At 65.5% G+C, this 23,560-nt stretch carries 24 protein-coding genes; 7 read left to right on the plus strand and 17 right to left on the minus strand.

Annotated elements, in window-relative coordinates; all coding sequences use genetic code 11:
- The first annotated feature begins 92 nt into the window (after positions 1–92).
- The 5 genes from B0G71_RS12495 (at position 93) to B0G71_RS12515 (ending at position 7,043) form a co-directional block, all read left to right on the plus strand.
- Positions 93–1,505, plus strand: coding sequence for a 3-oxoacyl-ACP reductase (locus tag B0G71_RS12495; protein ID WP_116142137.1), 1,413 nt, complete (start codon positions 93–95; stop codon positions 1,503–1,505).
- Positions 1,506–1,507: 2 nt separating this feature from the next.
- A complete protein-coding gene (locus B0G71_RS12500; protein ID WP_116142138.1) occupies positions 1,508–2,443 on the plus strand; it encodes a MaoC family dehydratase in 936 nt (311 codons plus the stop codon).
- A gap of 149 nt (positions 2,444–2,592) precedes the next feature.
- Positions 2,593–3,894 (plus strand): acetyl-CoA C-acetyltransferase, encoded by a 1,302-nt coding sequence (locus B0G71_RS12505; protein WP_116142140.1) that lies wholly within the window; start codon positions 2,593–2,595, stop codon positions 3,892–3,894.
- Positions 3,895–4,030: 136 nt separating this feature from the next.
- On the plus strand, positions 4,031–5,851 hold the full coding sequence (locus B0G71_RS12510; protein ID WP_116142141.1) for an AMP-binding protein: 1,821 nt from the start codon (positions 4,031–4,033) through the stop codon (positions 5,849–5,851).
- 37 nt (positions 5,852–5,888) lie between these two features.
- Positions 5,889–7,043, plus strand: a complete 1,155-nt coding sequence (locus B0G71_RS12515; protein WP_258875573.1) for a DUF1571 domain-containing protein — start codon at positions 5,889–5,891, stop codon at positions 7,041–7,043.
- Here B0G71_RS12515 and B0G71_RS12520 read toward each other — a convergent pair.
- The 7 genes from B0G71_RS12520 to B0G71_RS12545 all read right to left on the minus strand — a co-directional run bounded on the left by B0G71_RS12520 (position 7,040) and on the right by B0G71_RS12545 (position 11,743).
- Complete coding sequence (locus tag B0G71_RS12520; RefSeq protein ID WP_116142143.1) at positions 7,040–7,486, minus strand: hypothetical protein; 447 nt, start codon at positions 7,484–7,486, stop codon at positions 7,040–7,042. The two genes, B0G71_RS12515 and B0G71_RS12520, sit on opposite strands and share 4 nt — an antisense overlap.
- Before the next feature lie 40 nt (positions 7,487–7,526).
- Entirely contained in the window at positions 7,527–9,104 is a 1,578-nt protein-coding gene (locus B0G71_RS12525) for an FAD-binding oxidoreductase (protein ID WP_116142145.1), read from the minus strand.
- Positions 9,105–9,209: 105 nt separating this feature from the next.
- Positions 9,210–9,680: a hypothetical protein gene (locus tag B0G71_RS12530; RefSeq protein WP_116148560.1), complete on the minus strand. Its 471-nt coding sequence runs from the start codon at positions 9,678–9,680 to the stop codon at positions 9,210–9,212.
- Between the two features lie 275 nt (positions 9,681–9,955).
- Complete coding sequence (locus B0G71_RS12535; RefSeq protein WP_116142147.1) at positions 9,956–10,807, minus strand: anti-sigma factor; 852 nt, start codon at positions 10,805–10,807, stop codon at positions 9,956–9,958.
- Positions 10,807–11,337, minus strand: coding sequence for a sigma-70 family RNA polymerase sigma factor (locus B0G71_RS12540; protein WP_116142149.1), 531 nt, complete (start codon positions 11,335–11,337; stop codon positions 10,807–10,809). Before B0G71_RS12540 ends, B0G71_RS12535 begins: the two co-directional genes overlap by 1 nt.
- A gap of 14 nt (positions 11,338–11,351) precedes the next feature.
- Positions 11,352–11,489 carry a hypothetical protein gene (locus B0G71_RS41345; RefSeq protein WP_166679092.1) on the minus strand — a complete coding sequence of 46 codons (138 nt, stop codon included), beginning with the start codon at positions 11,487–11,489 and terminating at the stop codon, positions 11,352–11,354.
- A 50-nt stretch (positions 11,490–11,539) separates the two neighbouring features.
- Positions 11,540–11,743 (minus strand): hypothetical protein, encoded by a 204-nt coding sequence (locus tag B0G71_RS12545; protein WP_116142151.1) that lies wholly within the window; start codon positions 11,741–11,743, stop codon positions 11,540–11,542.
- 154 nt (positions 11,744–11,897) lie between these two features.
- Between B0G71_RS12545 and hfq the strand changes: the two genes are divergently transcribed.
- Entirely contained in the window at positions 11,898–12,401 is a 504-nt protein-coding gene (hfq, locus tag B0G71_RS12550) for an RNA chaperone Hfq (protein WP_106284597.1), read from the plus strand.
- A 20-nt stretch (positions 12,402–12,421) separates the two neighbouring features.
- On the opposite strand, the gene B0G71_RS12555 is transcribed toward hfq, so the two are convergent.
- Positions 12,422–12,652, minus strand: coding sequence for a hypothetical protein (locus B0G71_RS12555; RefSeq protein WP_106284596.1), 231 nt, complete (start codon positions 12,650–12,652; stop codon positions 12,422–12,424).
- Between the two features lie 331 nt (positions 12,653–12,983).
- On the opposite strand from B0G71_RS12555, the gene B0G71_RS12560 reads away from it, so the two are divergent.
- Complete coding sequence (locus tag B0G71_RS12560; protein WP_116142153.1) at positions 12,984–13,172, plus strand: hypothetical protein; 189 nt, start codon at positions 12,984–12,986, stop codon at positions 13,170–13,172.
- Between the two features lie 388 nt (positions 13,173–13,560).
- On the opposite strand, the gene B0G71_RS12565 is transcribed toward B0G71_RS12560, so the two are convergent.
- From B0G71_RS12565 to B0G71_RS12605, 9 genes are read right to left on the minus strand one after another with little or no spacing between them, the layout of a single operon-like run.
- Complete coding sequence (locus B0G71_RS12565; protein WP_116142155.1) at positions 13,561–14,289, minus strand: DUF2968 domain-containing protein; 729 nt, start codon at positions 14,287–14,289, stop codon at positions 13,561–13,563.
- A gap of 48 nt (positions 14,290–14,337) precedes the next feature.
- Positions 14,338–15,729 (minus strand): sigma 54-interacting transcriptional regulator, encoded by a 1,392-nt coding sequence (locus tag B0G71_RS12570; protein WP_116142156.1) that lies wholly within the window; start codon positions 15,727–15,729, stop codon positions 14,338–14,340.
- 10 nt (positions 15,730–15,739) lie between these two features.
- Positions 15,740–17,533 (minus strand): TadG family pilus assembly protein, encoded by a 1,794-nt coding sequence (locus B0G71_RS12575; RefSeq protein ID WP_116142158.1) that lies wholly within the window; start codon positions 17,531–17,533, stop codon positions 15,740–15,742.
- A gap of 1 nt (position 17,534) precedes the next feature.
- The gene (locus B0G71_RS12580) at positions 17,535–17,936 is read right to left on the minus strand and encodes a DUF3613 domain-containing protein (protein ID WP_116116700.1); all 402 of its coding nucleotides are present in this window, start codon (positions 17,934–17,936) and stop codon (positions 17,535–17,537) included.
- A gap of 55 nt (positions 17,937–17,991) precedes the next feature.
- Positions 17,992–18,846: a tetratricopeptide repeat protein gene (locus tag B0G71_RS12585; RefSeq protein ID WP_116142159.1), complete on the minus strand. Its 855-nt coding sequence runs from the start codon at positions 18,844–18,846 to the stop codon at positions 17,992–17,994.
- A gap of 9 nt (positions 18,847–18,855) precedes the next feature.
- Positions 18,856–19,878 (minus strand): type II secretion system F family protein, encoded by a 1,023-nt coding sequence (locus B0G71_RS12590; RefSeq protein WP_116142161.1) that lies wholly within the window; start codon positions 19,876–19,878, stop codon positions 18,856–18,858.
- Between the two features lie 2 nt (positions 19,879–19,880).
- Entirely contained in the window at positions 19,881–20,909 is a 1,029-nt protein-coding gene (locus B0G71_RS12595; RefSeq protein WP_116142163.1) for a type II secretion system F family protein, read from the minus strand.
- Entirely contained in the window at positions 20,902–22,314 is a 1,413-nt protein-coding gene (locus B0G71_RS12600; protein ID WP_116142165.1) for a CpaF family protein, read from the minus strand. Before B0G71_RS12600 ends, B0G71_RS12595 begins: the two co-directional genes overlap by 8 nt.
- A 3-nt stretch (positions 22,315–22,317) precedes the next feature.
- Positions 22,318–23,559 carry a fimbrial protein gene (locus tag B0G71_RS12605; protein WP_116142167.1) on the minus strand — a complete coding sequence of 414 codons (1,242 nt, stop codon included), beginning with the start codon at positions 23,557–23,559 and terminating at the stop codon, positions 22,318–22,320.
- Between the last annotated feature and the right edge of the window lies 1 nt (position 23,560).

Genomic DNA, 23,560 nt, shown 5'->3' on the forward strand with positions numbered 1-23,560 from the left:
TGACACACGTTCGACGTCCCTCAGAGAGACTTCCTGCGGGGCGTCTCTCAAGGGCACTTCCCTCGGGCGTGGCCAGCGGAGCGACTAATAATATGAACGACTCTTATCTGAACTTCGTCAACTCGCCGTTCGGCGCGCGCCTCGCGCGCTCGGTCGGCCTGCCGAAGCCCGAGGTGCTGCGCCGCTATCGCGCGGATCAGCCCGAGTTCGGCGGACTGGTCGCGCTCGGCGCGGGCCGCGAACCGCATCTGCTCGACGCGCTCGCGAGCCTCGTGGCGAGCATCGGCGTAACGAGCGTCGCGCATGAAAGCGCCGGCTTGTGGGTGCCGCTCGCCAACCGCCACGGCCTCATGACGGGCCGCTTCGAAGCGGCCGACGCCGGTTCGCAAGGCAAACTCGCGGCCCTGCTGTTCGACGCAAGCGGCATCGAAGACAGCACCCAGCTCGAACCCTTGCACGGCTTCTTTCACGACACGCTGCGCTCGCTCGGCAAGTGCGGCCGCATCATCGTGCTGGGACGGCCGCCGGAGAGCTGCGCGACGCCGCGTCAATGGACCGCGCAACGGGCGCTCGAAGGCTTCACGCGTTCGCTCGGCAAGGAAGCGCGGCGCGGCATCACCGCGAATCTCGTGTACGTGGAGCGAGGCGCGGAAAACCGGGTGGAAGCGACCTTGCGGTTCTTTCTGTCGCCGCGCTCGGCCTATGTGTCGGGCCAGGTCGTGCGCGTCGCCGCCGGCGCGGGCGGCGAGACGGCACCCGCCTTCGATTGGCACCAACCGCTCGCGGGCCGGCGCGCCGTCGTGACCGGCGCGGCACGCGGCATCGGCGCCTCGATTGCGAGCGTGCTCGCCGCCGAAGGCGCGCACGTGATCGGCATCGACATCCCGACGGCCCGCGACGCGCTCGATGCGACCATGCGCCAGTTGAACGGCACCGCCCTCGCCTTCGATATCGCCGCACCTGAAGCGCCCGCGCAGATCGCGGCCGCGCTCGACGAACAGGGCGTGGATATCGTCGTGCATAACGCCGGCATCACAAAGGACAAAACAATCGCGAAGATGACCGAGGCCGCGTGGCAAAGCGTGATCGACATCAACCTGTCCGCGCAGGAGCGGATCGACGACGCCCTGCTCGCCGCCGGCATTCTGCGCGACGGCGGCCGGATCATCGGCGTGTCGTCGATCAGCGGCATTGCCGGCAATCTCGGCCAGACCAACTACGCCGCGTCGAAGGCCGGCGTGATCGGCCGCGTACAGAGCATGGCGCCGCATTTGCGCGCGCGCGGCATCACGATCAACGCGGTCGCGCCCGGCTTCATCGAAACGCAGATGACCGCGAAGATTCCGCTGACCATCCGCGAAGCCGGACGCCGCATGAATTCGATGAGCCAGGGCGGCCAGCCGGTCGACGTCGCGCAGACCATCGCGTGGCTCGCGCATCCGGGATCGGCCGCCGTGAGCGGCCAGATCGTGCGCGTGTGCGGACAAAGCCTGATCGGAGCGTGACCATGGCTGAGCCCGGCGATCCGTTCGAAGGCAGTCCTCTATCGAACCCGGCGCGGCCGGATGCGGTGCGGCCCAAGACCGTCGTGATCGAGACCTTGCCCGCGCCCGCCAAGCTCTATGCGCGCGCGTTGTCCGGCCTCGTCAAACGCGGGCGCGAGACGCATCTGCCGCCGCTGCGGCTGGTGCGCCCCGCCGTCGCCCTCGACCCCGGGCCGATCTGGCGTTATGCGCGCGTGTGCGGCTTTATTCCCGAGCACGGCGTGCCGCTCACGTATCCGCATCTGCTCGCCTTTCCCTTGCATCTGCTGATGCTGACCGACCCGGCGTTTCCATGGCCGGCGCTCGGGCTCGTGCATCTGGCCAACCATGTGCGTCTGCGCCGGCCGCTCGCCTACAAGGAGATGCTGCGCGTCGAGGTGGAGTTCGGCGCGCTGCTGCGCCACGACAAAGGCCAGGCGTTCGTGCTGCATACGCGCATGTACCGGCGCGGCGAAGCGGTCTGGGACGGCGATAGCGTCTATCTGAAACGCGGCGTGCCGGCGAGCGGCAGCGTGCTCGATCCGCTCGAACCCGGCGCCGTTGCGTTGCAACGCATCGCACGCTGGCAACTCGCGTCGCAGCTGGGCCGCGACTACGCGAGCGTGTCCGGCGACTACAACCCGATCCATCTGAGCGCGCTGTCCGCGAAGGCCTTCGGCTTTCCGCGCGCGATCGCGCATGGCATGTGGACGCTGGCGCGCGCCGCCTCCGCGTTGCAACCGCCGAAGCCGCTTGCGGAAGCCAGCCTCAGCGCCGAATTCAAACTGCCGATGCTGCTGCCCGGCGAGGCGTCGCTGTGGAGCGCGTCGCCTTCGCTGATCGAACGCGACATCGAGGTGCGCGATATCGCGGGGCAGAAACCGCATTTGCGCGGCCGCATGCAATGGAGGTTGCAATGAGGTGCGCGCGTCGTGCGTCGAGTCGTGGAATCGTGGAATTGCGGGCGGCTGAATCGTTGTTGAATCAGGACCGTCGCGACCGGCCGTCAGACCATTGTTAGACCATTCGCACCATTCAATACTCAGGGAATGACCCGAAGGAGCCGAGCATGTCCAACCCGCTGCCAGCCGTACGCCGAGTCGCCATCGTCGGGGGCAACCGGATTCCGTTTGCCCGCTCGAACACCGCCTACGCGACCGCGTCGAATCAGGACATGCTGACCTTCACGCTGCAAGGGCTGATCGACCGCTATAACCTGCACGGCGAACGCTTGGGTGAAGTCGCCGCGGGCGCCGTCATCAAGCATTCGCGCGACTTCAATCTGACGCGCGAATCCGTGCTGTCCACCACGCTTGCCAAGGAAACGCCCGCTTACGATGTGCAACAGGCCTGCGGCACCGGACTCGAGGCGGCCATTCTCGTCGCCAACAAGATCGCCTTGGGGCAGATCGAAGCGGGCATCGCGGGCGGTGTCGATACGACCTCCGATGCGCCGATCGGCGTCAACGAGCGGATGCGCAAGATCCTGCTCGAAGCCAATCGCGGCAGGAGCACCGGGCAACGCGTCAGCGCGCTGAGCAAGCTGCGGCCCGGCATGTTTTTCAAGCCGCTTCTGCCGCGCAACGGCGAACCGCGCACGGGCCTTTCGATGGGCGAGCATTGCGAACTGATGGCCAAGCGCTGGAACATCTCCCGCGAGGCCCAGGACGTGCTCGCCTACGACAGCCACCGCAAGCTCACGGAGGCGTACGCGCGCGGCTTCGTCAACGATCTGATGACGCCGTACCGCGGTCTCGCGCGCGACAACAATCTGCGCTCCGACCTCACGCTCGAAAAACTCGCGAGCCTGAAACCGGTATTCGATCGCGACGCCGGCACGCTGACCGCGGGCAATTCGACGCCGCTCACCGACGGCGCTTCCGCCGTGCTGCTCGCGAGTGAAGAATGGGCCGCGCGTCATGGACTGCCGGTGCTCGCGTACCTGAGTTGGTCCGAAACCGCCGCCGTCGACTTCTTCGACAAGAAAGAAGGCCTGCTGATGGCGCCCGCCTACGCCGTGCCGCGCATGCTGGCGCGCGCCGGGCTCACGTTGCAGGACTTCGATCTGTACGAAATCCACGAAGCGTTCGCCGCCCAGGTGTTGTGCACGCTCGCGGCATGGCAGGATGACGAGTATTGCCGCACGCAGCTCGGCTTATCGGGCCCGCTCGGCGCGATCGATCGGACAAAATTGAATGTGAACGGCAGCTCGCTGGCCACAGGCCATCCATTCGCGGCGACGGGTGGACGCATCGTCGCCGGCCTCGCGAAAATGCTTGCGCAACTCGACAAACCGGCCGGCGCCGCGCGTGGGCTGATTTCAATCTGCGCGGCGGGCGGCCAGGGGGTGGTCGCGATTCTGGAGCGCTGAGAACGAGATGCGTTTCAGTGTTTGCTTCGCCGCATGCTTTTGTTTCACGCGCTGCCACACTCGCGCGGATTGCTTCGATGACCGGCCACCGGGCCGGCACACAAAAGAGATGAAGCCACAGCTTCAGGAGACGACCATGACCCAGCCCACTCAAACCACGCTTGCGCCTGGCGGCGAACCGGCGGCGCCGAACGCAGCGGATCCGGCCCCCGCCTTCGCGTCGGCGCAGGCTCACGCGCCGCACCACGCGCCCAACACCGACGGCATCTGGTACGCGTCCTATCCGGCGGATGTGCCGCGTGAAATCGACGTGTCGAAATACGAGTCGGTCGTACAGTTCTTCGACGAATGCATCGCGCAGTTCCGCGAGCGTGTCGCGTATGTGAGCGTGGGCGCGAGCATGACCTACGGTGAACTCGGCCGCAAGGCAACCGCGTTCGCCGCGTATCTGCAGAGCCTCGGCGTGAAGCCGGGCGAACGCGTCGCGATCATGTTGCCGAATACGTTCCAGTATCCGGTCTCGCTGTTCGGCGTACTGAAGGCCGGCGGCGTGGTGGTCAACGTGAATCCGCTCTATACGGTGCGCGAACTCGCGCATCAGTTGAAGGACAGCGGCGCGCAAACCATCATCGTGTTCGAGAACTTCGCGAAGACGGTCGAAGACGCGCTACCCGGCACCAAAGTGCAGAACGTCATCGTGACCGGACTCGGCGATCTGCTCGCCGATGGCCTGAATCTGAAGGGACGTCTGCTCAATTTCATGCTGCGGCACGTGAAGAAAATGGTGCCCCCGTACGACCTGCCCAAGGCGGTGCAGCTGCTCGACGCGCTTTCCACCGGCTACTCGCGGCCGTTGACGCCCGTGCGCCCCACCCACGACGATATCGCGTTTCTGCAGTACACCGGCGGCACGACCGGCGTCGCCAAGGGCGCGATGCTCACGCACAGGAACGTCATTGCGAATCTACTGCAGGCCAAGGCGTGGTCAGAAGGTCAACTGACCGGCGAGGTCGAAACGGTGCTCACACCGTTGCCGCTCTATCACATCTATTCATTGACGGTGAACGCGCTGATCTTCATGGGATTGGGCGGGCGCAACATTCTGATCGCCAATCCGCGCGACATGAAGCGCGTGATGATGATCATCCGTCACGAGAAATTCACCGGCATGACCGCCGTGAACACGCTCTATAACGCGTTCCTCGACAACGAGGAATTCTGCAAGCGCGACTTCTCCGATCTCAAGCTGGCGATGGCGGGCGGCATGGCCACCCAGAAGTCGGTGGCCGAGCGCTTCAAGGCGGTGACCGGCAAGCCGATCATCGAAGGCTATGGGCTCACGGAATGCTCGCCGATCGTGTCGATGAATCCGGTCGACCTCTCCAATATGCGTGACTTCGAAGGCTCGATCGGTTTGCCCGCGCCGTCCACGCAGGTCCGTTTCAGGAAGGACGACGGCCATTGGGCGAACATCGGCGAGGCGGGTGAACTGTGCGTGAAGGGACCGCAGGTGATGAAAGGCTACTGGAATCGTCCGGAAGAAACCGCCAAGGTGATCGACGACGACGGCTGGCTCGCCACCGGCGACATCGGCGTCATGGATTCGCGCGGCTTTATCCGGCTGATCGACCGCAAGAAGGACATGATTCTGGTGTCGGGCTTCAACGTCTATCCGAATGAAGTGGAAGACGTGATCGCGGCGCTTCCGGACGTGCGCGAAGTCGCCGCAATCGGCGTGCCCGACGCCGCGCAGGGCGAACGGGTGAAGGTATTCATCGTCAAGCGCAATCCTTCCCTGACGGCGGAACAGGTGATCGCCCACTGCCGCAAGAACCTGACCGGCTACAAGGTGCCGAAGCTTGTCGAGTTCCGCGACGAGCTGCCGCAAACCAATGTCGGCAAGATTCTGCGCCGCGCCCTGCGCGACGAGGAACTCGCGAAGCAAAAGCCTGCCTGACAGGGACGGCGCCTCGCGTCACCTTTCGGAGAGATTCATGAAGCACCGCCTGTCCGCACGATCACGCCGCACGCCCGTCTTCATGCGCCTCGCCGGTTTGTCGCTGTCGTCGCTGTCGTCGCTGTCGTCGCTGTCGTCGCTGTCGTCGCTGTCGTCGCTTTCGTCGCTGTCGTCGCTTTCGTCGCTTTCGTCGCTTTCGTCGCTTTCGTCGCTTTCGTCGCCGCGGACAGCTGGTTTGCGTGCGGACTTATTCGCACGGTTGCGTGCGTCGTTGCAAAGCGTGCGGTCGCGCAAGCTCCTGATCGCGGCGCTCGTAACGGGAGTGGCCGCACTTGCCACGCCGGTGGCGTTCGCGCAAAACGACGACACACCGCCCGCGCTCGACAGCGCCAGTGCCGTCAAGGCGCCGTCCACCCCCTCCTCGCAGGTCGGCAAGCTCACGCTGGATCAACAGGTCAAGTGGCTGCGCGCCGCGCAACAAAGCGGCGCGATGGAAAAGCTCAGTGACGCGCAACTGGTCGCGCTGTTCCAGTCGCTCGACCCACTCGCGTTGCCGCGCTATATCAAGGAAGGGCCGAACGGTTATCCGTCGTACGAGTTCACCATGGCGCGTTCGGAACGCATTCACGGCCAATGGCCCGACAAGCCCGATCACATGCTGGTGCGCGTCGCGCACGACCCGTTGCGCATCTACGCGAAGTGGCTGCCCGACGGCGCGCACGCCGGCCAGGAAATCATCTACGACGAATCCAAACGGACCGATGAGATGTACGGGCATCTGGGCGGCATCATGAACGTGATGCCGGTGTGGACCTCGCTGACCGGCGCCCTCGCCCGCGCGCAATCGAACCATCAGGTGCGCGATCTCGGCACGGAATACATCGCGAACCAGTACCTCAGCGAAGGCAAGAAATACATCGAGGCCGGTTTGCCGCGTTCGACCCAGGTGGAAGTCAAAACGGTCGACGGCGTGCGCGTGGTGGCCTTCACCTTCGAAACGCCGACTGGCCAGCCGCAGTTCTACGCGAAGAAAGAAACGCTCGGCCTCGACCTGCGGCATCCATATTTCCGCACCGTCGAGTCTTATGACAACGACGGCAAGATGTTCGAGAAGATCGTGTTCGAAACCATCACGCCGAAAACATTCGACGACTCGACCTTCGATCCGAAGAACAAGGCGTACAGCTTCTAGCTCTCGTGCAATACGCGCGGCGCGAAGGCGAAGGCAAATGCGACGTGACCATGCTGCCTGTCCGAGCCGGCGTTTTGCTCGTGACTGTGTTCGATCACCCGTCCCGCGCTTTTAGCGAGTTGGTTCAGCACGAAGTAATCGGAAGCGCGCGTGAGGCCGATTAGCGAAATCGACAGGAACGTGGGCGTGGACTTAGGTGTCGGCGTTGCGCAAAGCAATGGTGCCAGGGTCGTGTACCAGAGCGCGCCGATATCGTCGCCGGTTTCGAACACGGGCAACTGCCGGTGTGCTGCATAGCCGGCGAATGCGGCGCCATACGCCAACGTGGAGTCGACCACCGCCACCGTATTGCTACGCGCCGCCGCATGCGCGAGCCACGGCCACGCGCTGCCTGCCGCGGTCGAGAGGCAAGCGCCGGTCATCATGAAAGTGCGCCGGTCCATGCATTGCTCCTGTCGTCATGCCTCGTTTGCGGCCGCGCCCTCAGGTATAGCCGCGCCGATCGCGCCACGCCGCCGGCCAGATGCCCTGCTTGCCGGGCGCGAGAATGCCGTTCGGATCGAGCGCGTCCTTGATCGTTTCCGAGAACCGCAGCAACGCGCCGTCGTTGAAGCTGTACTGGGCCGCGGCAAAATCCATATACGCGAGATGCGCGCGGTATTCGCCGTAGCCCGCCGCGCGCGCGTCGCTCATCAGCGAGCGCAAGAGCGCGCCGGCCTGCTCGACCTGGTTCGCGTCGTCGCGGTCGAAGATCGCCGCGAAAATGTGATGCAGATGGCGCACGCCCGCCGTAAAACCGCCGTAGTAATCGAAGCCGTATTCCGCGGCGCGCGCCTTGACCATCGTATATTGACGCAACGCGTCGCGCCCGGTCGCGGGACACACCGGCGCGAAGTCCACATGCGCGCCCGCGCCGCCGCGCCAGTCGAGCATGCGAAACGCGCTCATCGCCGGAATGCCGGCGAGGTTGCGGTCGCCGCCGGCCGTGGGCTGCGCGTCGCCCGCGTAGCGCGCCGCCAGAAAGCGCGCCTGCGGTATGCGCGCAAACGCGCGCTGCAAGATCGCATGGCGCGCGTCGATCGATTCAGGCGTACCGTAAAGCGCGTAATGCAGATTCCAGCGGCCCACATTCAGCTTCTCGAGCATCGCGTCCACCGCACTCCCGGGCATCGCGCCCGGTCCGTCATACCACTGCGCGCGCGCCGACAAGCCCGCCGCGCGGCGCAAACCGCCTTCGATCACCGCGTGATTGCGGATCGTTTCATCGAGCCGCAGCGGCCGCAAAGTCTCCACGATCGCTTCAAGATCCGCTTCATGCTGAAACTGGATTTCGCCGAGCAGATAAGCGGGCGGCGCGGGCATCAGCCAGACGCCGAGCTTGGTGACGATGCCGTAATTCGACTGCATGAACATCGCGTCGAACGACGGCCCGTAGCCCGGCTGGTACAACTGCCACGCGGTGCCGATTTCAATGCCGCCCATGCCAGTGCGCAACACATCGCCGTTGGCGAGCACCACTTCCATGCCGCACTGCGACGCCGCGTGATCGCCGTACGCGGTATAGCCGAAGCCGCGTTCGAGCGTATTGCCGACCACGCTGCCCCAACCGGCCGCGGGCGGATCGACCCACAGCTTGTAGCCCTTGTCGCGCAGATGCGCATACAGATCGAAGTAGCTGACGCCCGGCTCGACCAGCGCGTACGCCATGGCCTCGTTCACTTCGATGATGCGGTTCATCCTGTGCAGATCGAGCACGACCGAACCGGCGAGACGCGGCGCGGCGCCGCCATACGCGAAGTTGCGTCCGGTCGAAACGGTCCACAGCGGAATGCGAAATTGATTGGCAATGCGCAGCACCGCGCGGATTTCATCGACGGAGCCGGGCAAGACGGCGGCACTTGCCGAAAACGCTTCGCGCTCGCCGGGCGCGAACGGATCGAGATACGCGGCGAGGCCGTCCGCCGAGGTCACCACCTGCGGCTCGCCGACAATCGAACGCCAACCGGCGAGCGCGCGGTCGAACTGCGCGGCGGACACTTTTGGCGGCAAGTTGCGAATCAAAGCGTCTCCCTGGCCGCCGCGCGAATCCGCGGCGGTAAGTCAGCGGCACGAGTCATTGGCGGCGAGTCATTCGCACGAGTCAGCGGCACGAGTCATCGACACGAGTCAGCGGCGCATTCCTCCGCCGCCGTGCGACATGCCGCCCCACGTGTGCATGGGCGCCGCACCGTGCCAACCGCCGCGTCCGCCCGCGCCGAACGATCCGTGCACGCCATGCACATAGCGCACATGATCCATATGGTGGAAATGATGAAAGCGGTCGACGAACACGAACGACACGCCGACGCCGAACACCACCGGCGGCCCCCAATACCATGGATCGTAGTAGTAGACCGGGCCATCCGCCAAGGCCTGCGCGGCGGCATCGTCCTCGACGATCTGCCACGTGCCGTCGGGTTGCAGGCACGCGCGGCCGGTGATCTGCTGCATGACGCCGTCGATTTCCGCCTGCCCCGCCACGAACCGGCACACCGACGCATCCGCCTGCGCCTCGACCGGCGCCGCGCACGCGGCGCACAGGCACACACAGGCTAAGCCGCAATACAGCCCGCTGCCGAATTGATGAAATGTGAGCATGATTTTGCTGCCTTTATGCTGTCCGACGCGCACCGCCGTTGCGACCGCAAGAACCGTGTCGGCACTGTGAAGACACCGTCGTTTGCCTCGCTGAAGACCTTGCCATGTACCCATGTACGCACGCGGGAACGGCACGATCCAGCAACAAGTAAACGCAGCGCCGCGCGACGCTATTCCGTGCGCGCGGCGCAAGCGCACGCCGTTTCTGTTACCGGGTGTTGCACGGCCTCTGCCGACCGACACGACAGTCGCGCGGCGCGAACTCGCACATGCCCCTACTGCCACGACTCCGGTTTGCCGCCGAGCGCGCTGCACACGTCGATGGCGATCGTGCGCAGCTTGCCTTCCGCGATCGGCCCGGAGAGCGCGTAGCCCATGCCGTCGCTGACCCAGTAGAAGGTGCGGCGGTTGCCGTCGCGAAACAGGCGGAACGCGGTTTCGTCGCGCGAGATGCCGGTGACGTAGAGCGTGAGCCGCGCGCCACTGGTGTTCTCGTACATGAACTGGGCCGCCGGACCCGCTTCGCCCGGCAACAGCCGGCCGCCCACCAGCGAGTAGCCGTATTCCTGCAAGGACGGCACCGAGAGCGGCCGGTTCAGCCGTTTGGAGAGCCAGTTGATCAGATGCTCTTCTTCGTTCGCGGCGACTTCCACCGGATGACGCCGCTCCGGCGTGTACACCGCATAAGCGATGTCCGCGCGCTCGGCGAAGCTCGGCGGACTGCCGCCGAGACCGCCCCACGCGCCGCCGGTCAGACGCGGCGCGAGCGGCCCGAGGGCGAGCGCGAGCCCGGCGCCGGCCGCGAGCCAGCAGGCCGCGACGCCCGCGCGTTGCCACCACGGCGTGCGCCGCCGCAGCACGATGAAGGCCGGTTCATCGGCCGCCTCGCGTTCATGACGCTCGTTGCGCTCATCGCGCTCGCTGCGCTGCGGCGCGCCGCATAGCACGCGCAACGCGGCTTTCTGCGCGCGCCACGCGGCCACGCGCGCGGCGGCCTGCGGATGCTGCGCCAGCTGGGCCTCGATCGCGGCACGCTCCGCGCCTGGCAATTCACCGTCGACATACGCCGACAGCGCTCGCAGATCGAGCCCTTCGGGCAAGCTGGAATCGTAGTCGTCGCTGTTCATCACGGGTTTCTCACTACTTTCAACGGTGGACTTTTACGCGCTGGTCCCTGCGCCGGTTCCTCCGTCAGCAACGCGCGCATGTGTTCGCGCGCGCGGGAGAGCCGCGACATCACCGTGCCGATCGGCACGCCGAGCGCGCGCGACGCTTCCTGGTAAGACAGCTCCTCCACGCAGACCAGCAACAGCACTTCACGCTGTTCGACGGGCAGACAATACAACGCGCGCTGCAGATCGCGCAGTACGAGGCCGTCGACCTCGCCTTGCGGCGCTTCGAGATTGCGCCAGGGCGCGCTCTCTTCATCGACGGCAATCTCGCGGCGGCCGCGCAGCTGATCGATGTAGAGATGCCGCAGGATCGTCAGGAGCCATGCGCGCAAATTGCTGTCCGGCCGGAACGCCGCCCAACGGGCGAGCGCGCGCTCCGCCGTATCCTGTACGAGGTCGTCGGCCCATGCGCGGTCGCCCGTCAGTGCGCGCGCGTAGCGGCGCAGCTGCGGGAGCCACGAAATCACTTCGGCTTCGAAATTCACCCGGCGAGCGGCGCTCAGTAGCCGCCGCTGCCGCCGCCGCTCGAACTCGAGGCGCCGCTATCGGTCGCGGACGTGCACGCGCTCGTCGCGAGGGTTCCCCCCGCCAGTGCCAGCAGAACGAAAACAGCGGAAAGGATGCGCGATACTTTCATGGTGAGTCTCCTGTCGGCCAGAGCTGGCGCTTTCGCGCCTGACTCGGCTCTCATGCGAGAAGCTTGCGGATGAGCGCCCGAATATCCGGTGCGGCCGGCACAAGCCGATCGGCGACGCGCACGATGCAGTGTCGCCATGCCTGATATAACGCGGTCGGGCGGCGCTTTATTCCATCCGATACACCGCGCCCGCCATCTTTTTCCGCCATCCGCGCCGCGCAGGGCCGCGCGTGGCGGAAGAACGCGGCATTCATCCGCAGATTCGTAACTCAACGTTACAGTCAATAGTTATCAGATGCTTATGCGCCCACAAGCCGTTATAGTGGACGCAGTTCGCCCGCCGACGCGTTCCGCCCCCACACAGGGTAGAATCGCGGCGAACAACCGTCTTTCTAACCTGAATTGTCCATGGCTTCCGCAGAATCGCATCCGCAAAACGACTTCATGAACGCTGCGCGCAAAGAACGAAAGCGCGTCGAGATTTACCTTGTCAACGGCATCCGCCTGACCGGGTGCATCGAGTCGTTCGATCAGTATCTGGTGATGCTGCGCACGCCTGTCGGCCTGCAAGGCATCTACAAGCGCGCGATCTCGACGATCCAGCTCGACACCGGCACGCGTCCGGCTCCGCGCGCGGGGCGTCCCGCGCACGGCGAGCACACCACGCGCGGCCCGCACGGCTCGCGTGAACCGCGCGATCATCGCGAGCCGCGCGAACCGCGTGAACCGCGCGAGTCGTATGGCGCGCCGTCTTCGGACCGGCCTGCGTCGGATCGAAGCAGCGGCACGTCGGACGGCCCCGTGGTCGTTACGCGCCGCCGGCGTCTGTTCGGCACGGGCGGCGACGGTGGCAACCACGGTGGCGGTAACCACGGTGGCGGCAATCACGGCGGTAATGGCGGCAGCGAGTAAGCCGCCGCGGCGGCGCTCGGCTACTCCGGCGAATGGCCGAGCCGCTGCAATATCTTCTCCAGACGCATTACCTGCAGGTCTGTCAGTTCAAATCCGCATTTGACCGCCAGCACGCGGCGGCGCCAATACACGGCGTCCAGCCAGCGCTGCGCCGGTTGCTTCGTTGCCCAATCCAGGTGTTCCAGCTCAGCTTCCACGACGTGCGACGCGTTGAGGCGCTGCGACGCGCACGCGGTTTTTTTCCGGTTCATGTTATTCGCTGCCTTGTTGTTCACGGGTTCTGGTTGCGCCCCTCCCGAGCGCGATATCGCCGGTTCGCGGCATGCGCTGCGGTCTACCGGCCCACGCAGCCGGTGCCTGCTTTTCTTTCGCGCGCCGCCCTGTGTCGACACACGGAAAACGAGTTGATGCGCAATGGTTTTTAAGTTTCGGCTGATAAACCCGCACCGGTTCGCGCATCGTTCGGCTCGGGGGTTTGCAGCGGGCACTTACGGCGCACGGTCCTGGACCGTTCAGCCGATGTTCGTCGAGGCCTGCTTTGCGCTATGCTGACTTGCAGACTCTCTTCTCACGGAGCACGTCATGACCAGCAAGAAGCAACACGAATCCCCTCCCGCGGCAACGCAAGCACCCGCCGAATCCGACGACAGCCGTCTTGACGAGGCGCTCCAGGAAAGCTTCCCCGCCAGCGATCCGATCGCCGTCGACGTGGGAGACCCGCATCACGCGTCGGACAAGGAGGGGGCTTCGGAGGGAAAGAAGCGGCATTAGAGCTGGCCGCGTTATCGGCTGGCGGAGCACAGCGAAAACGAAGCAGCAGCCAAAGCATGGCCGCCGCTATCGCCATCACGTACGCGGTGCGTTAAGCGCTGCCGCTAGTGCGCGTGCAAAATAATTGGGAGAATTTGCGCCGAGCCACTCGCCCGCCGCGCGTGAGACTTCACGCGAACACGCGTGAAATAAACGCGGGCGGCTATTACTGCTGCAGGAATTGGAAAATCGGGCGAGTGCGTGAACCGGCAACGGCGTTCGCGCGGGCCTCGCGAACGATGCGCATTGCACGAATGCAGTTGAACAACGAGCCATCGTTGCGGTGAAGCCGAGCGACACGGTCAACACCGCGCCGCCCCGCCACCGGATGCCCTTTAGACCGTCACGCTCAGCGCGAGGGCAACCCGCTTTCCAACTGGCGTTGCAGATCGCGCACCTGGCGCTGCGCGGCACGCAGCTGATCCTGCGCGGAAGCCTTCTGCTGAGCCAGCGACGTCGCTTCGGCGCGAGTTTGCTGCTGCTGGGTCGCCACGATGCTCTGCTGCTGACGCGCGACATCGAGGTCCGCCTGCAAGCGGTTCGCATTGTCCTGCTGCAACGCGATCATCCGTTCCGTGAACGCTTTTTGCGCTTCGAGTTGCGTGCGGCGAATCTCGACGTCCGACAGTTGCACCGTCTGACGCACGAAATCCTTGTAGATCATGTCCGCACGTGTCGCGTCCTGCGTCTTGATGACACGCCAGAAATTTTTCTGCTGGAACAGCGCCACGTAGTACGTCATTTCCTTGCCGTAAAACAGCAAGCTCGCGCCGTAACTGCCGTTATACGTGGTGCGCAATTCGCTTAGATCCGACCCGTGGATCATCTGCTGCAATTCCGCCACGTTGCCTGCCGCGGACTGCTTCGCTTCGTCCGACGTGAGGGCGGAAGTCTGCGCCTGGCCTGTCTGCGAGGTAGCCGGCAAGGCGGCCGTCGTGCCTGGCTGGGAAACGACACCGCCGATGGCGCCGGTGCCCGCGCCGCTGTTCTGCAGAGCTTGCGCATTGACGCCTTGCGCCGTGCCCATCGCGATCAATGCGGCAAGCGCAATCTGTCGCAGTTTCGACTTTCGGTCCATGTAATTTATGCTCGAACAGTTTTTTGTTTTAGTACAACCATCCCATTATTACTCACTTTCCCGCGTTTCGGGCTCCTCGTCGAAAATTTGATACTTGCGCATTTTCTCCCATAACACCTTGCGGCTAATGCCGAGATAGAGCGCCGTATCCTGGCGGCGCCAACCGTTTGCGTCGAGCGCGGCGAGCACGCGATTCCGCTCGGCCATGTCCCATTTGCTGCGGTCCACCAGCACCTCGGCGACGCTCTCCGCCGGCACCGGCTGAGTGGTGCGCGCGAGCGCGAGAAGCCGTTGCAGGCGCGCCGCATCCCACGCGCCGATTTGCCGCACGGTCACGCCGATGCGTTCGGCCAGATTGCGCAGCTCACGCACATTGCCCGGGAAATACGTGTCGGCGACAGCGTCCGCGAGCCAGTACGGCAGATCGGGCAACGCGGCGAGACGCTCCGCGCCGACGATCTGCGCGATGAACGCCTTGAAGATCGCAATCTTGTCGACGGCGCCCCGCTCCTCCAGCGACGGAATCTTCAATTCGATCACGGCGAGCCGGTAGTAAAGGTCGGCGCGAAACGTGCCGTCCTTCACCAGTTGCGGCAGCAGTTTGTTGGTCGCCGCCACCAGCCGGAAATCGAGCTTGACCGGCGTCGCCGAACCGATGCGCGTGACCGCGCTGTCTTCGAGCACGCGCAACAGCTTGACCTGCTGATAGAGCGGCAGATCGCCGATTTCGTCGAGAAACAGCGTACCGCCGTCGGCCTGCTCGAAGTAGCCTTTGTGCGCAACCACCGCGCCGGTGAACGAGCCTTTCGAGTGACCGAAGAACAGCGATTCGAACAGACCGTCGGGAATCGCGCCGCAGTTCACCGCGACGAACGGGCCTTGTCCGTAGCGGCTATGTTTTTCGTGCAGCAGTTGCGCGATGCGCTCCTTGCCGACGCCGGTTTCGCCGTGCACCAGCACACTTGTGTCGCAATCGGCGAAGGTGTCGACTTCGTGCAACAACGCCTGCATGCACTCCGAGTTGGCGATCATCGCATCGGACTCGTGCGTCTTGGCGCTGTGCGCGCGCATTTGCAGCACGAGCTTCATGACCATGCCGCGCAGTTCGGCGCAGGTGAAGTCGAGCGGCAGAATATGCGAGTACTCGGACGGATAGGCGGCCGGATCGTGCTCGCGCGGCGCGGCGCCGACCCAGACCACCGGAATGCCGTGCGCGGCCTGCCAGTCGCGCAGGATCAGCGCGCCGCTGTCGATCACCGACACGCTGATGATCGCAAGCGACGGCCGCAGCGCGGTCCGCTCGGGCGAGATCGCGACGTCGTCCGCACGGATCACTTCGACATCGAAGCTCGCCATGCAGCGCGCGACCCGGTCGACGATGTCGGCCTTGCCCTCCCAGACGTAGATATCGAGTTCCTCGATTTTGGTGGTGGTTCTCATCTTGGATTGGCTAGTTGACCAGTTGCGAAACGCCGCACGTCAGCGACATGTTGTGGACCGTGGCGGTGCCGACCTGAACGCCGAGCAGTGACAGTGTGGGGATGATCAGGACATTCAGCAGGTCGAACACCGGCTGCAGCAACCCCGACAGAGCGGTGCCGACTGCGCTAAGAATCGGCTGCAGAAGCGCGCCCAGGTCGGTGGAACCCAGTAGCTTGATGGACAGCGCACCGGGCGCGCCCAGGTTCGCCAGCAGTCCAGTCGTCAACGTGGACAGGTCGCTGCCGATGGCATTCGAGTTTGTGCTTTGGGTGACGTCGAAGCTACCCGACGAACCGTCAAAAACCAGTGACGCCTGTCCGGGCATAGCTTGCCCCTTGATGCCGGCTAATTGCACTTCCGCGACCTGTCCCAGAAGCGCCAGGGAAATAGATGCCACCTTCATGGGAGCCGGATTCGCGGCCAGGCTGCAGTTCGAGTCCGCTCCGAGACAAAGCAAAGCGATACCCGGCGTAACCTGCATCGTGGCGCGGGTCGCTGCTTTGGAGCTTTCACAGTCGACCGCGCTCAACGTCGCAGTAGCCGGTGCGATCGCGAGAGTCAATACGATGGGCGTACTGAGCGCCGAGATCGTCGCAATGCCGAGGTTCAGCGGCTGCGGCAGCAATGGCGGCAGTGTCACATTGAGCAGGATCGACGCTGCTCGTGCGCCGGTGCGCGGCTGGCCACTGGCGTCCGTGCCGCCCTCTCCCACTGCGAGCACCGGCGGATTGACGACCTGTAGCGACAGGGCCGCCACACCGGGTAACGCTGCCGCGACGTTGATCGCCGGAGGCTGCGTGGTGGTGCCGTCCGGATTGACATGCGGGCTCTGCGCGATCTGCGCGGCCACCAGCAATGCATCAAGGGCATTGATGCTAGCGCTTGCCGCGGACTCCGGATTGGCAAGTCCAAGCGCAAGCAGCCCCGGCGCGGACGAAACGCCGTTGCCCAACGCGATGTTCTGGCCGCCGGGAACGGCGAGCGCCAGCGCATTCAAAATGCCGGCGCTGATTGTGTTGCCGCCCGCAGTCAAGGCGGTGGCCATCGCGACCATCAGGTCATGAACGCTCACCGAGGTGCCGAGCAACTGCTTCATCGTCGCCGCACCCAGCGCCACACGCAGATCGTCGAGTTTGATGTGCGCGCTCGCGAGGCTCTGCACATCCCCCACGCTCAGCGACACGTTCGCATTCAGCAAGCCGCCGAGAATCGCATCCAACAGCGCCGACTGCTGCGTATTGATCGACGCAATGCCGGTGCCCAGCGAGAACGCGTCGATGTTGGAAGCGAACGCGGTGGCCGTCGCCGAGACATTACGGCTTGGTCCGAGGAAGAAGTACGGCACGATCTGCGTCGTCGTCACCTGCACGGCATTCAGCGGATTGCCGCTAGTGCCGAAATAGGTGCTCTTGCTGGTATCCCAGCGGCCGCAGGTCGTGTTGATCGTCGTGGTGGTGCCGGCCGTGAAACCGTTGGCCGCCGCGTTCTGCTGCGCGGCCGTGGTAGCGGTCGCGCAGCCGCCCGTGGAGCCGATCATCTGGACCGCCGCCAGCGCCGCCAGATCGGCCGTGCGCTGCAACTGCCGGCGCGCGAAAAACACGTTGCCGACGTCGAGCGCGCCGAGCGCCGCGATCGCCACGCTCAGCCAGATCACCGCGACCACCGCGACCGAGCCATGCTGACGGCGCGCGCCCGCGCGCCGCATCCACAGAGGATGCGCGTGGCGCGCGGCACGGGTCATGGCGCAAGGCAATTGGCGCATGTCAGTTCGATCCGCCGCTGCTTCCGCCGAGACCGCTGTTGACTGCCATCGCACCATTGCCGCCGCTGCCCGCGTTCAACGCGGAGCCGTACAGATCGGGAATCTTGCTCTTGAACGATTCCATGTAGCGGCGGTAGGCCAGCCCGGCTTCGGCGCCGAGCATCGGGAGCGCCGGCGCGGCTTCCTTGTTGCTGCTTTGCAGATCGCGCCATGCGCGGGTCGCGTGACCCACTTCGCTTGCTTGCACTGCCGGCGGCGCGCTCTGATCGGCCGGGGTCATTTCGCTCGTCTGCGCCATGGCCGAGACGGACGCGCCCAGCAGCGCACCGGCCGCCGCAGCTGTTGCCAACCACCGGCACGGCATCGACGCGCTCCAGCCCCGCTTCGTTGTTGTGTTTCTCATTGCTGCTCCCTGATTCCCTGATTCCCTGATGCATCACCACGAGGTCGCCGCGCGCTCATTGCGCGAAGCGCTGCAACAGACGCGGCGCGGGCTCGATGCCCTGCGCGCTCGCGACCGTGCGCGCGCCCGCGCCGAGCGCGCCCGAGTCTTGTTGCGGCAGCGCGCCGCGTGTTTGTGCGCGCGCCGCCGCGGCCACCTTCGCCGCATCGCTGCGGATCGCGGCGCGCACGTCTGGTGCGAGCTTCTGCTGGTTCATGACCGCCAGCGCCTGCGCCTGGTTGCCATTGGCAAGCAGATAAAGCGCGACGTTGCTGACGATCTTCGGATTGGTCTGGTCGAGTTCCGCCGCCTTCATAAGCGGGACGCGCGCGCCGTCCACATCGCCGTCGCGCAATCGGGCATAGCCGAGGTCCGAGAGCGTCGTGGCATCGGTCGGCGCGAGCTGGGCGGCCTGCTGCAATTCCTGCGCGGCGCGCCCGAAGTCGCCGGCCGCGCCCGCGATCAGACCGAGGCCGCGGTGGCCGCGCGTGGCGAGCGGCGTCTTCAGCAGTTGTCCGTATGCATTCGCGGCGGCGGCCGGCTGATCGGTCATGCGCAGCGCGTCGGCGCGCAGCAGAATCGAGTCGGGGCTTGCGCCGTACTGCTTGTCGTACGCGTCGATATGCGCGAGCGACGCGAAGTACAGCCCTTGCGATTGCATCTGATCGATCAGGCCGAGGTACATGCCCGGCGTGTCCGGCGCGGGATCCTTGCTGGCCTGCTGCGTCATCACGGCGCGTTCCGCCTGCGGCCCGACGCCATAGCCCACGACGTCTTTGGACGCGCACGCGCCGAGCAGTGACAACGCGGCCAGCGCCGCCACGCAGCGCGTGCCCGGTTTGACGGAATCGAATGAGAGACTGTGAGTCATGGCAAATCCTTAGTGCTTCACCTTGCCCAGCGAATGCTGAACAGCCAGCACGCCGGGACCAGCCGTGACGATCATCAGCGCGGGCAGCAGCGTGACGATCATCACGCCCGTCATCTTCACGGCGAGCCGGCCGATGCGTTCGCGCAGCATCGCGCGGCGCGCCTCGCGCAGGCGGTCGCCGAACTGCTTGAGCGGTTCCTGCACGGCGCCGCCGTGCCGGTCGACCTGCACCAGCAAACGCACCACGGCGCGCAGATCTTCGTTGTCGTAACTCGACGCGAGCCGGTTCAGCGACTGCTCACGCGTGCGGCCGGCAGCGAACTGGCGCTGCGCGATTTCGAGTTCGCCGGCGAGCACCGGCAGCATGCCGCGAAAATCGTTGACCACCACCTGCAAGCTCTGATCTAGCGACAGACCCACGCCTTGCAGAAGACGCAGCAAGTCGACCAGCAAAGGCAATTCGTCGACCACCGCGCGACGGCGCTTGCCGGCACGCCGCTGCAACACGAACTTCGGCAACATGAAGCCCGCCATCACGGCGATGATCACCAGCGCCACATAACGGGACCCGTCCAGATGGGCGCTCGCCAGCGTGCCGGCGAGCACCGGCAGCACCAGAGCGCCGAGCAGCCGCGCTAGCAGAAACAGGCCGCGCGTGCGCGTATCCACGAAGCCGCATTGCTCCAGCAGCCGGCGGTCTTCTTCAGCGACGACCTGGCGGCCGAAAGGCGTGTCGAGCCAGCGAATCCCGGTATGCACGAAGCGTTCGAACAGGCCCTTGGAACCCGCCGGCGGCGCGCTGCGCACGGCAGCGTTTGCGCCACCCTTCGCGCCACCCTGCACGCCCTCTGCCCCACGCGCCGCGGCGGCCGCGAGCGCCGCGCTTTGCAACGCGCGCTCGTCGAGTGCGTTGCGCAACGTGCGTTCGCTGCGCCGTGCTGCCGCCACTCGCGCCAGCACCAGGCCGGCGATCAGCAGCAAAGCGAGCGCGGCCAGAGCCAGTGCAAGCGCGGCGAGTTGTTGGGTCTGCATCGTCAATTCCTCAGATTCGCGAGGCGGTACAGCAGATACGCCCCGACCACCTGCAGCACGAACGCCAGATAGACGAGCTGTCGCCCCATCGGGTCGAACCACATCGAAGCGAAATACTTAGGATTGGAGAGAATCAGAAAACCGCCGATGCCGATCGGCAACATGGCCAGCACCCACGACGACAGCCGCGTTTCCGACGACATCGCCACCAGCTCGCGCTCGGCGTGCTCGAGATCGCGCATGAACGAGGCCATCCGCTCGAGCATCACGTCGGCGCGGCCGCCGTATTTGACCGACAGACGCAGCACGGCGCCGACCAGTTCGAGTTCGCGCACGCCGTAGATCATGGCCACCTGCGAGAGCGCGCGATCGATTTCGACGCCGGTGCGCAGCATCCGCGACACGTAGTCGAGGCATTCGCGCAGCGGCGCCTCGGTGGTTTGCAGCGCGGCCTGGAAGGCGGCCGGCACACTGTTGCCGAGCGTAATCAGCCGCACGATGCCGTCGAGAAAAAGCGGCAGTTGCCGCACGATCTGCTGACGGCGTTTGTTCACTCGCATCGTCAGCAGAAAATAGAAGAACATCACGCAGGCGAGCAACGCGACGCAGGCCGCGAGCGCGCCACCCACCATGGCGGCCGAGCCGCACAGCAGCACCACGATCGTGCCGGCGATCGCGGCGGGCCCTTTCGCATTGACAATACCGGCGCGCGCCATCGCGTGCTGCACCATAAAGCGCACGCGTGCCTGGCAGTAGCGCCAGCGCGCGAGCCAGCCCGCATCGGCCGGCGGCGCCTGCGGCGCGATCACGGCGTGCTGGGCCGTGACGCGCGAGGGGGCGCTGCGCGCCGTGCTTGCCGCGCCGCCGCCCATGCCGCCCACGGCCGCGCCGGCCGGCATCGCCATGCGGCTGTCGAGATAACGTTCCGCGCTCGCCTGGCCTTTGCGTTGCGCGCCGCGCTGCCAGAGCAGCAAGGCAAGTGCTGCGCAGAGCAGCGCAAGCGCCGCGAAGACCAGAACCGCGCTAGACATTGAAGCCTCCGCCGAACCCACCGCCGCCACCAAAGCCGCCACTGCCGCCGCCACCGAAACCGCCGCCGCCCGATCCGCCGAAGCCCGCATTGCCGAACGCGTGACTTGCCTCGCCGCCGCCCAGCGCCTGACGGAAACGCGCCAGCTTCGGCGAGTGCGGGTGAATGCCGAGCGACACCCAGTTGTCGAGTTCGTCGCCTTCGGCCGTCAGGATCGGCTCATAGCGATACAACTCCTGCGTCGCGATGATGTTGTCGGACAGCCCCGTCACTTCCGTGATCGAAAGAATCCGCCGACGTCCGTTGGAAAGCCGCCCGATCTGCACGATGAAGTCGATCGCGTTGGCGATCTGGCGGCGCAGACTCGACTCGGTACCCTGGAAGCCCGCGAAACCGGCCAGCATTTCAAGCCGGTACAGACATTCGCGCGGCGAGCTGGCGTGCACGGTGCCCATCGAGCCGTCGTGGCCGGTGTTCATCGCCTGGAGCATTTCGAGCACTTCGCCGCCGCGCACTTCACCGACGATGATGCGGTCCGGCCGCATCCGCAACGTATTGCGCAGCAAGTCGCGAATCGTCACGATGCCCGAGCCGTCGAAACCGCCCGGCCGGCTTTCGAGCCGCACCACATGCGGATGGTTCAGCGACAGTTCCGCGGTGTCCTCGATCGTCACGACGCGTTCCGGCTCGGGAATGTGAAAGGCCAGCGCATTGAGCAGCGAGGTCTTGCCCGAACTCGTGCCGCCCGACACCAGCACGTTGCAGCGCGCCGCCACCGCCGCTTCGAGCAGCGCGCCGATTTCCGGGCTATAGGTGCCGTTGCCGAGCAGATCGTCGGGCCGCATCGGATCCTTGCGGAATTTGCGGATCGAGACGATCGGCCCGTCGATCGAGAGCGGTTCGATCACCACGTTCACGCGGCCGCCGTTCGGCAAACGCGCATCGACCATCGGATTCGATTCGTCCAGACGCCGGCCGATCGGCGCGAGAATGCGCCGCACGATCCGCAGCAGATGCGCATTGTCCGCGAAGCGCACCTGGATGCGCGTGAGAATGCCGTGGCGCGACACGTACACGTCGTTGTAGCCGTTGATCAGAATGTCTTCGACGGCCGGATCGGCGAGCAGATCCTCGATCGGACCGAAGCCCGCGAGCTCCTTGGTCAACGCCTCGGCAATCAGGCGCACCTCGCTTTCGTTGATCGGTATCCGGCGCAGCCTGACGAAGCTGTCCATCTCCAGATCGACGAACTGGTTGATCGCGTTACGCGACCAGCGGCCGAACTCGGAACCGAGTTCTTCGATACGCGTGAGCAGATGTTCGTGCGCCGCGTTCTTGATGTCCTGGAACTGCTGGCTATGCGCGAACGAAGCCGCGTCGTCGGCAAATTCGATCTCTTTTGCCATCGTCTATGACCGCTTTTGAGTAGTTGGAATGAAGCGCCTGAGCGCGCCGAGTGCCGATTTGCCACGTGCCTGCGCCGCCGCGCGCTCGCCGCCGCCGAGCCGCTCGATCAACGGCTCGAGCGCGCGCACATACGGATCGCGCGCGGCGGCATCGACCAGCAGATGTCCCTGATTGACCGCCTGCCCGAGCGCGATGCGCCGCTCCGGCAAGGTGGTCAGCAGCGCGATATCCAGACGCTGCGCGATCTGCGCGGCGGCAAGGCCGAGATCGGCGTCGAACTTGTTGACGATCAACCGCACGTTCGCGGTATCCACGCCCTCTTCGCGCAACGCGTCGAGCACGCCGACGGCCGACACGATCGAGGCCACGCCCTGGTCGCACAGCAGCCAGGTTTCATCGGCGGCCTGCACGACATGGGCGATGAACTCGCTATTGGTGAAGCCGCCGAGGTCGACGATCTGCTGGTCGAAGAACGCGCGCAGACGGTTCAGCAAACCGATCGACGACGAATACGACACCTCGCGCATGTCGGCGAGGTTCGGCGGCAACGTGGTGAGCGCGAGGCCGCTCGTGTGATGCGACAGCGCGGTATGCACGAAGGTCTGATCGAAGCGGCGCAGATTGCGCACCGCTTCGACGAAATTGAATTCGCTGCGCGTGTTCAGCAGCAGCGATCCGTCGGCGGCCGGCAGGCCGAGATCGAGCAAGGCGGCTTGCCGGCCCTGCGCGATGTCGCGCCGCTGCAGCAGCACCGCGAGATTCGCGGCCAGCGTGCTCACGCCCATGCCGATGCGTGCGCCCAGCAGCGCGGTGACATGGCCATGGCGGCTGACCGGCTCGACGAGATTGTCGAGCACCTGGCGCGTGATGCGCAACGCGTCTCCGGCCGGCGCCGACAGATCGATGAAATCGCGCACGCCGGCGCGCAACGCCGCCAACGCGCTTTCGGGTTCGGCGAGCGAGCCCAGTGCGACGATCTGCATGCCCGGATAAGCGGTGCGCACCGCGCTCGCGGCAGCACTCGCCGCCGCGGCGCGGCCGCTGGAAAAATCGACGAATACCAGCGACGGATTGAGCGTCGCGATGCGCTGCATCAGCATCGACGGATCGAGCGTGGCCGCTTCGACCACGCCGGCGCCCGCCAGCGTATCGGCGAGCCAATGCACGTGCTCGTCGGCCAGCGACGCAAACACGAAATAATCGGTGACCGCCCTTTCAGTCAATGAATGCGTTCTCGCGTTCATG

This window comes from Paraburkholderia sp. BL27I4N3, assembly GCF_003386115.1.
Classification (GTDB): Bacteria; Pseudomonadota; Gammaproteobacteria; order Burkholderiales; family Burkholderiaceae; genus Paraburkholderia.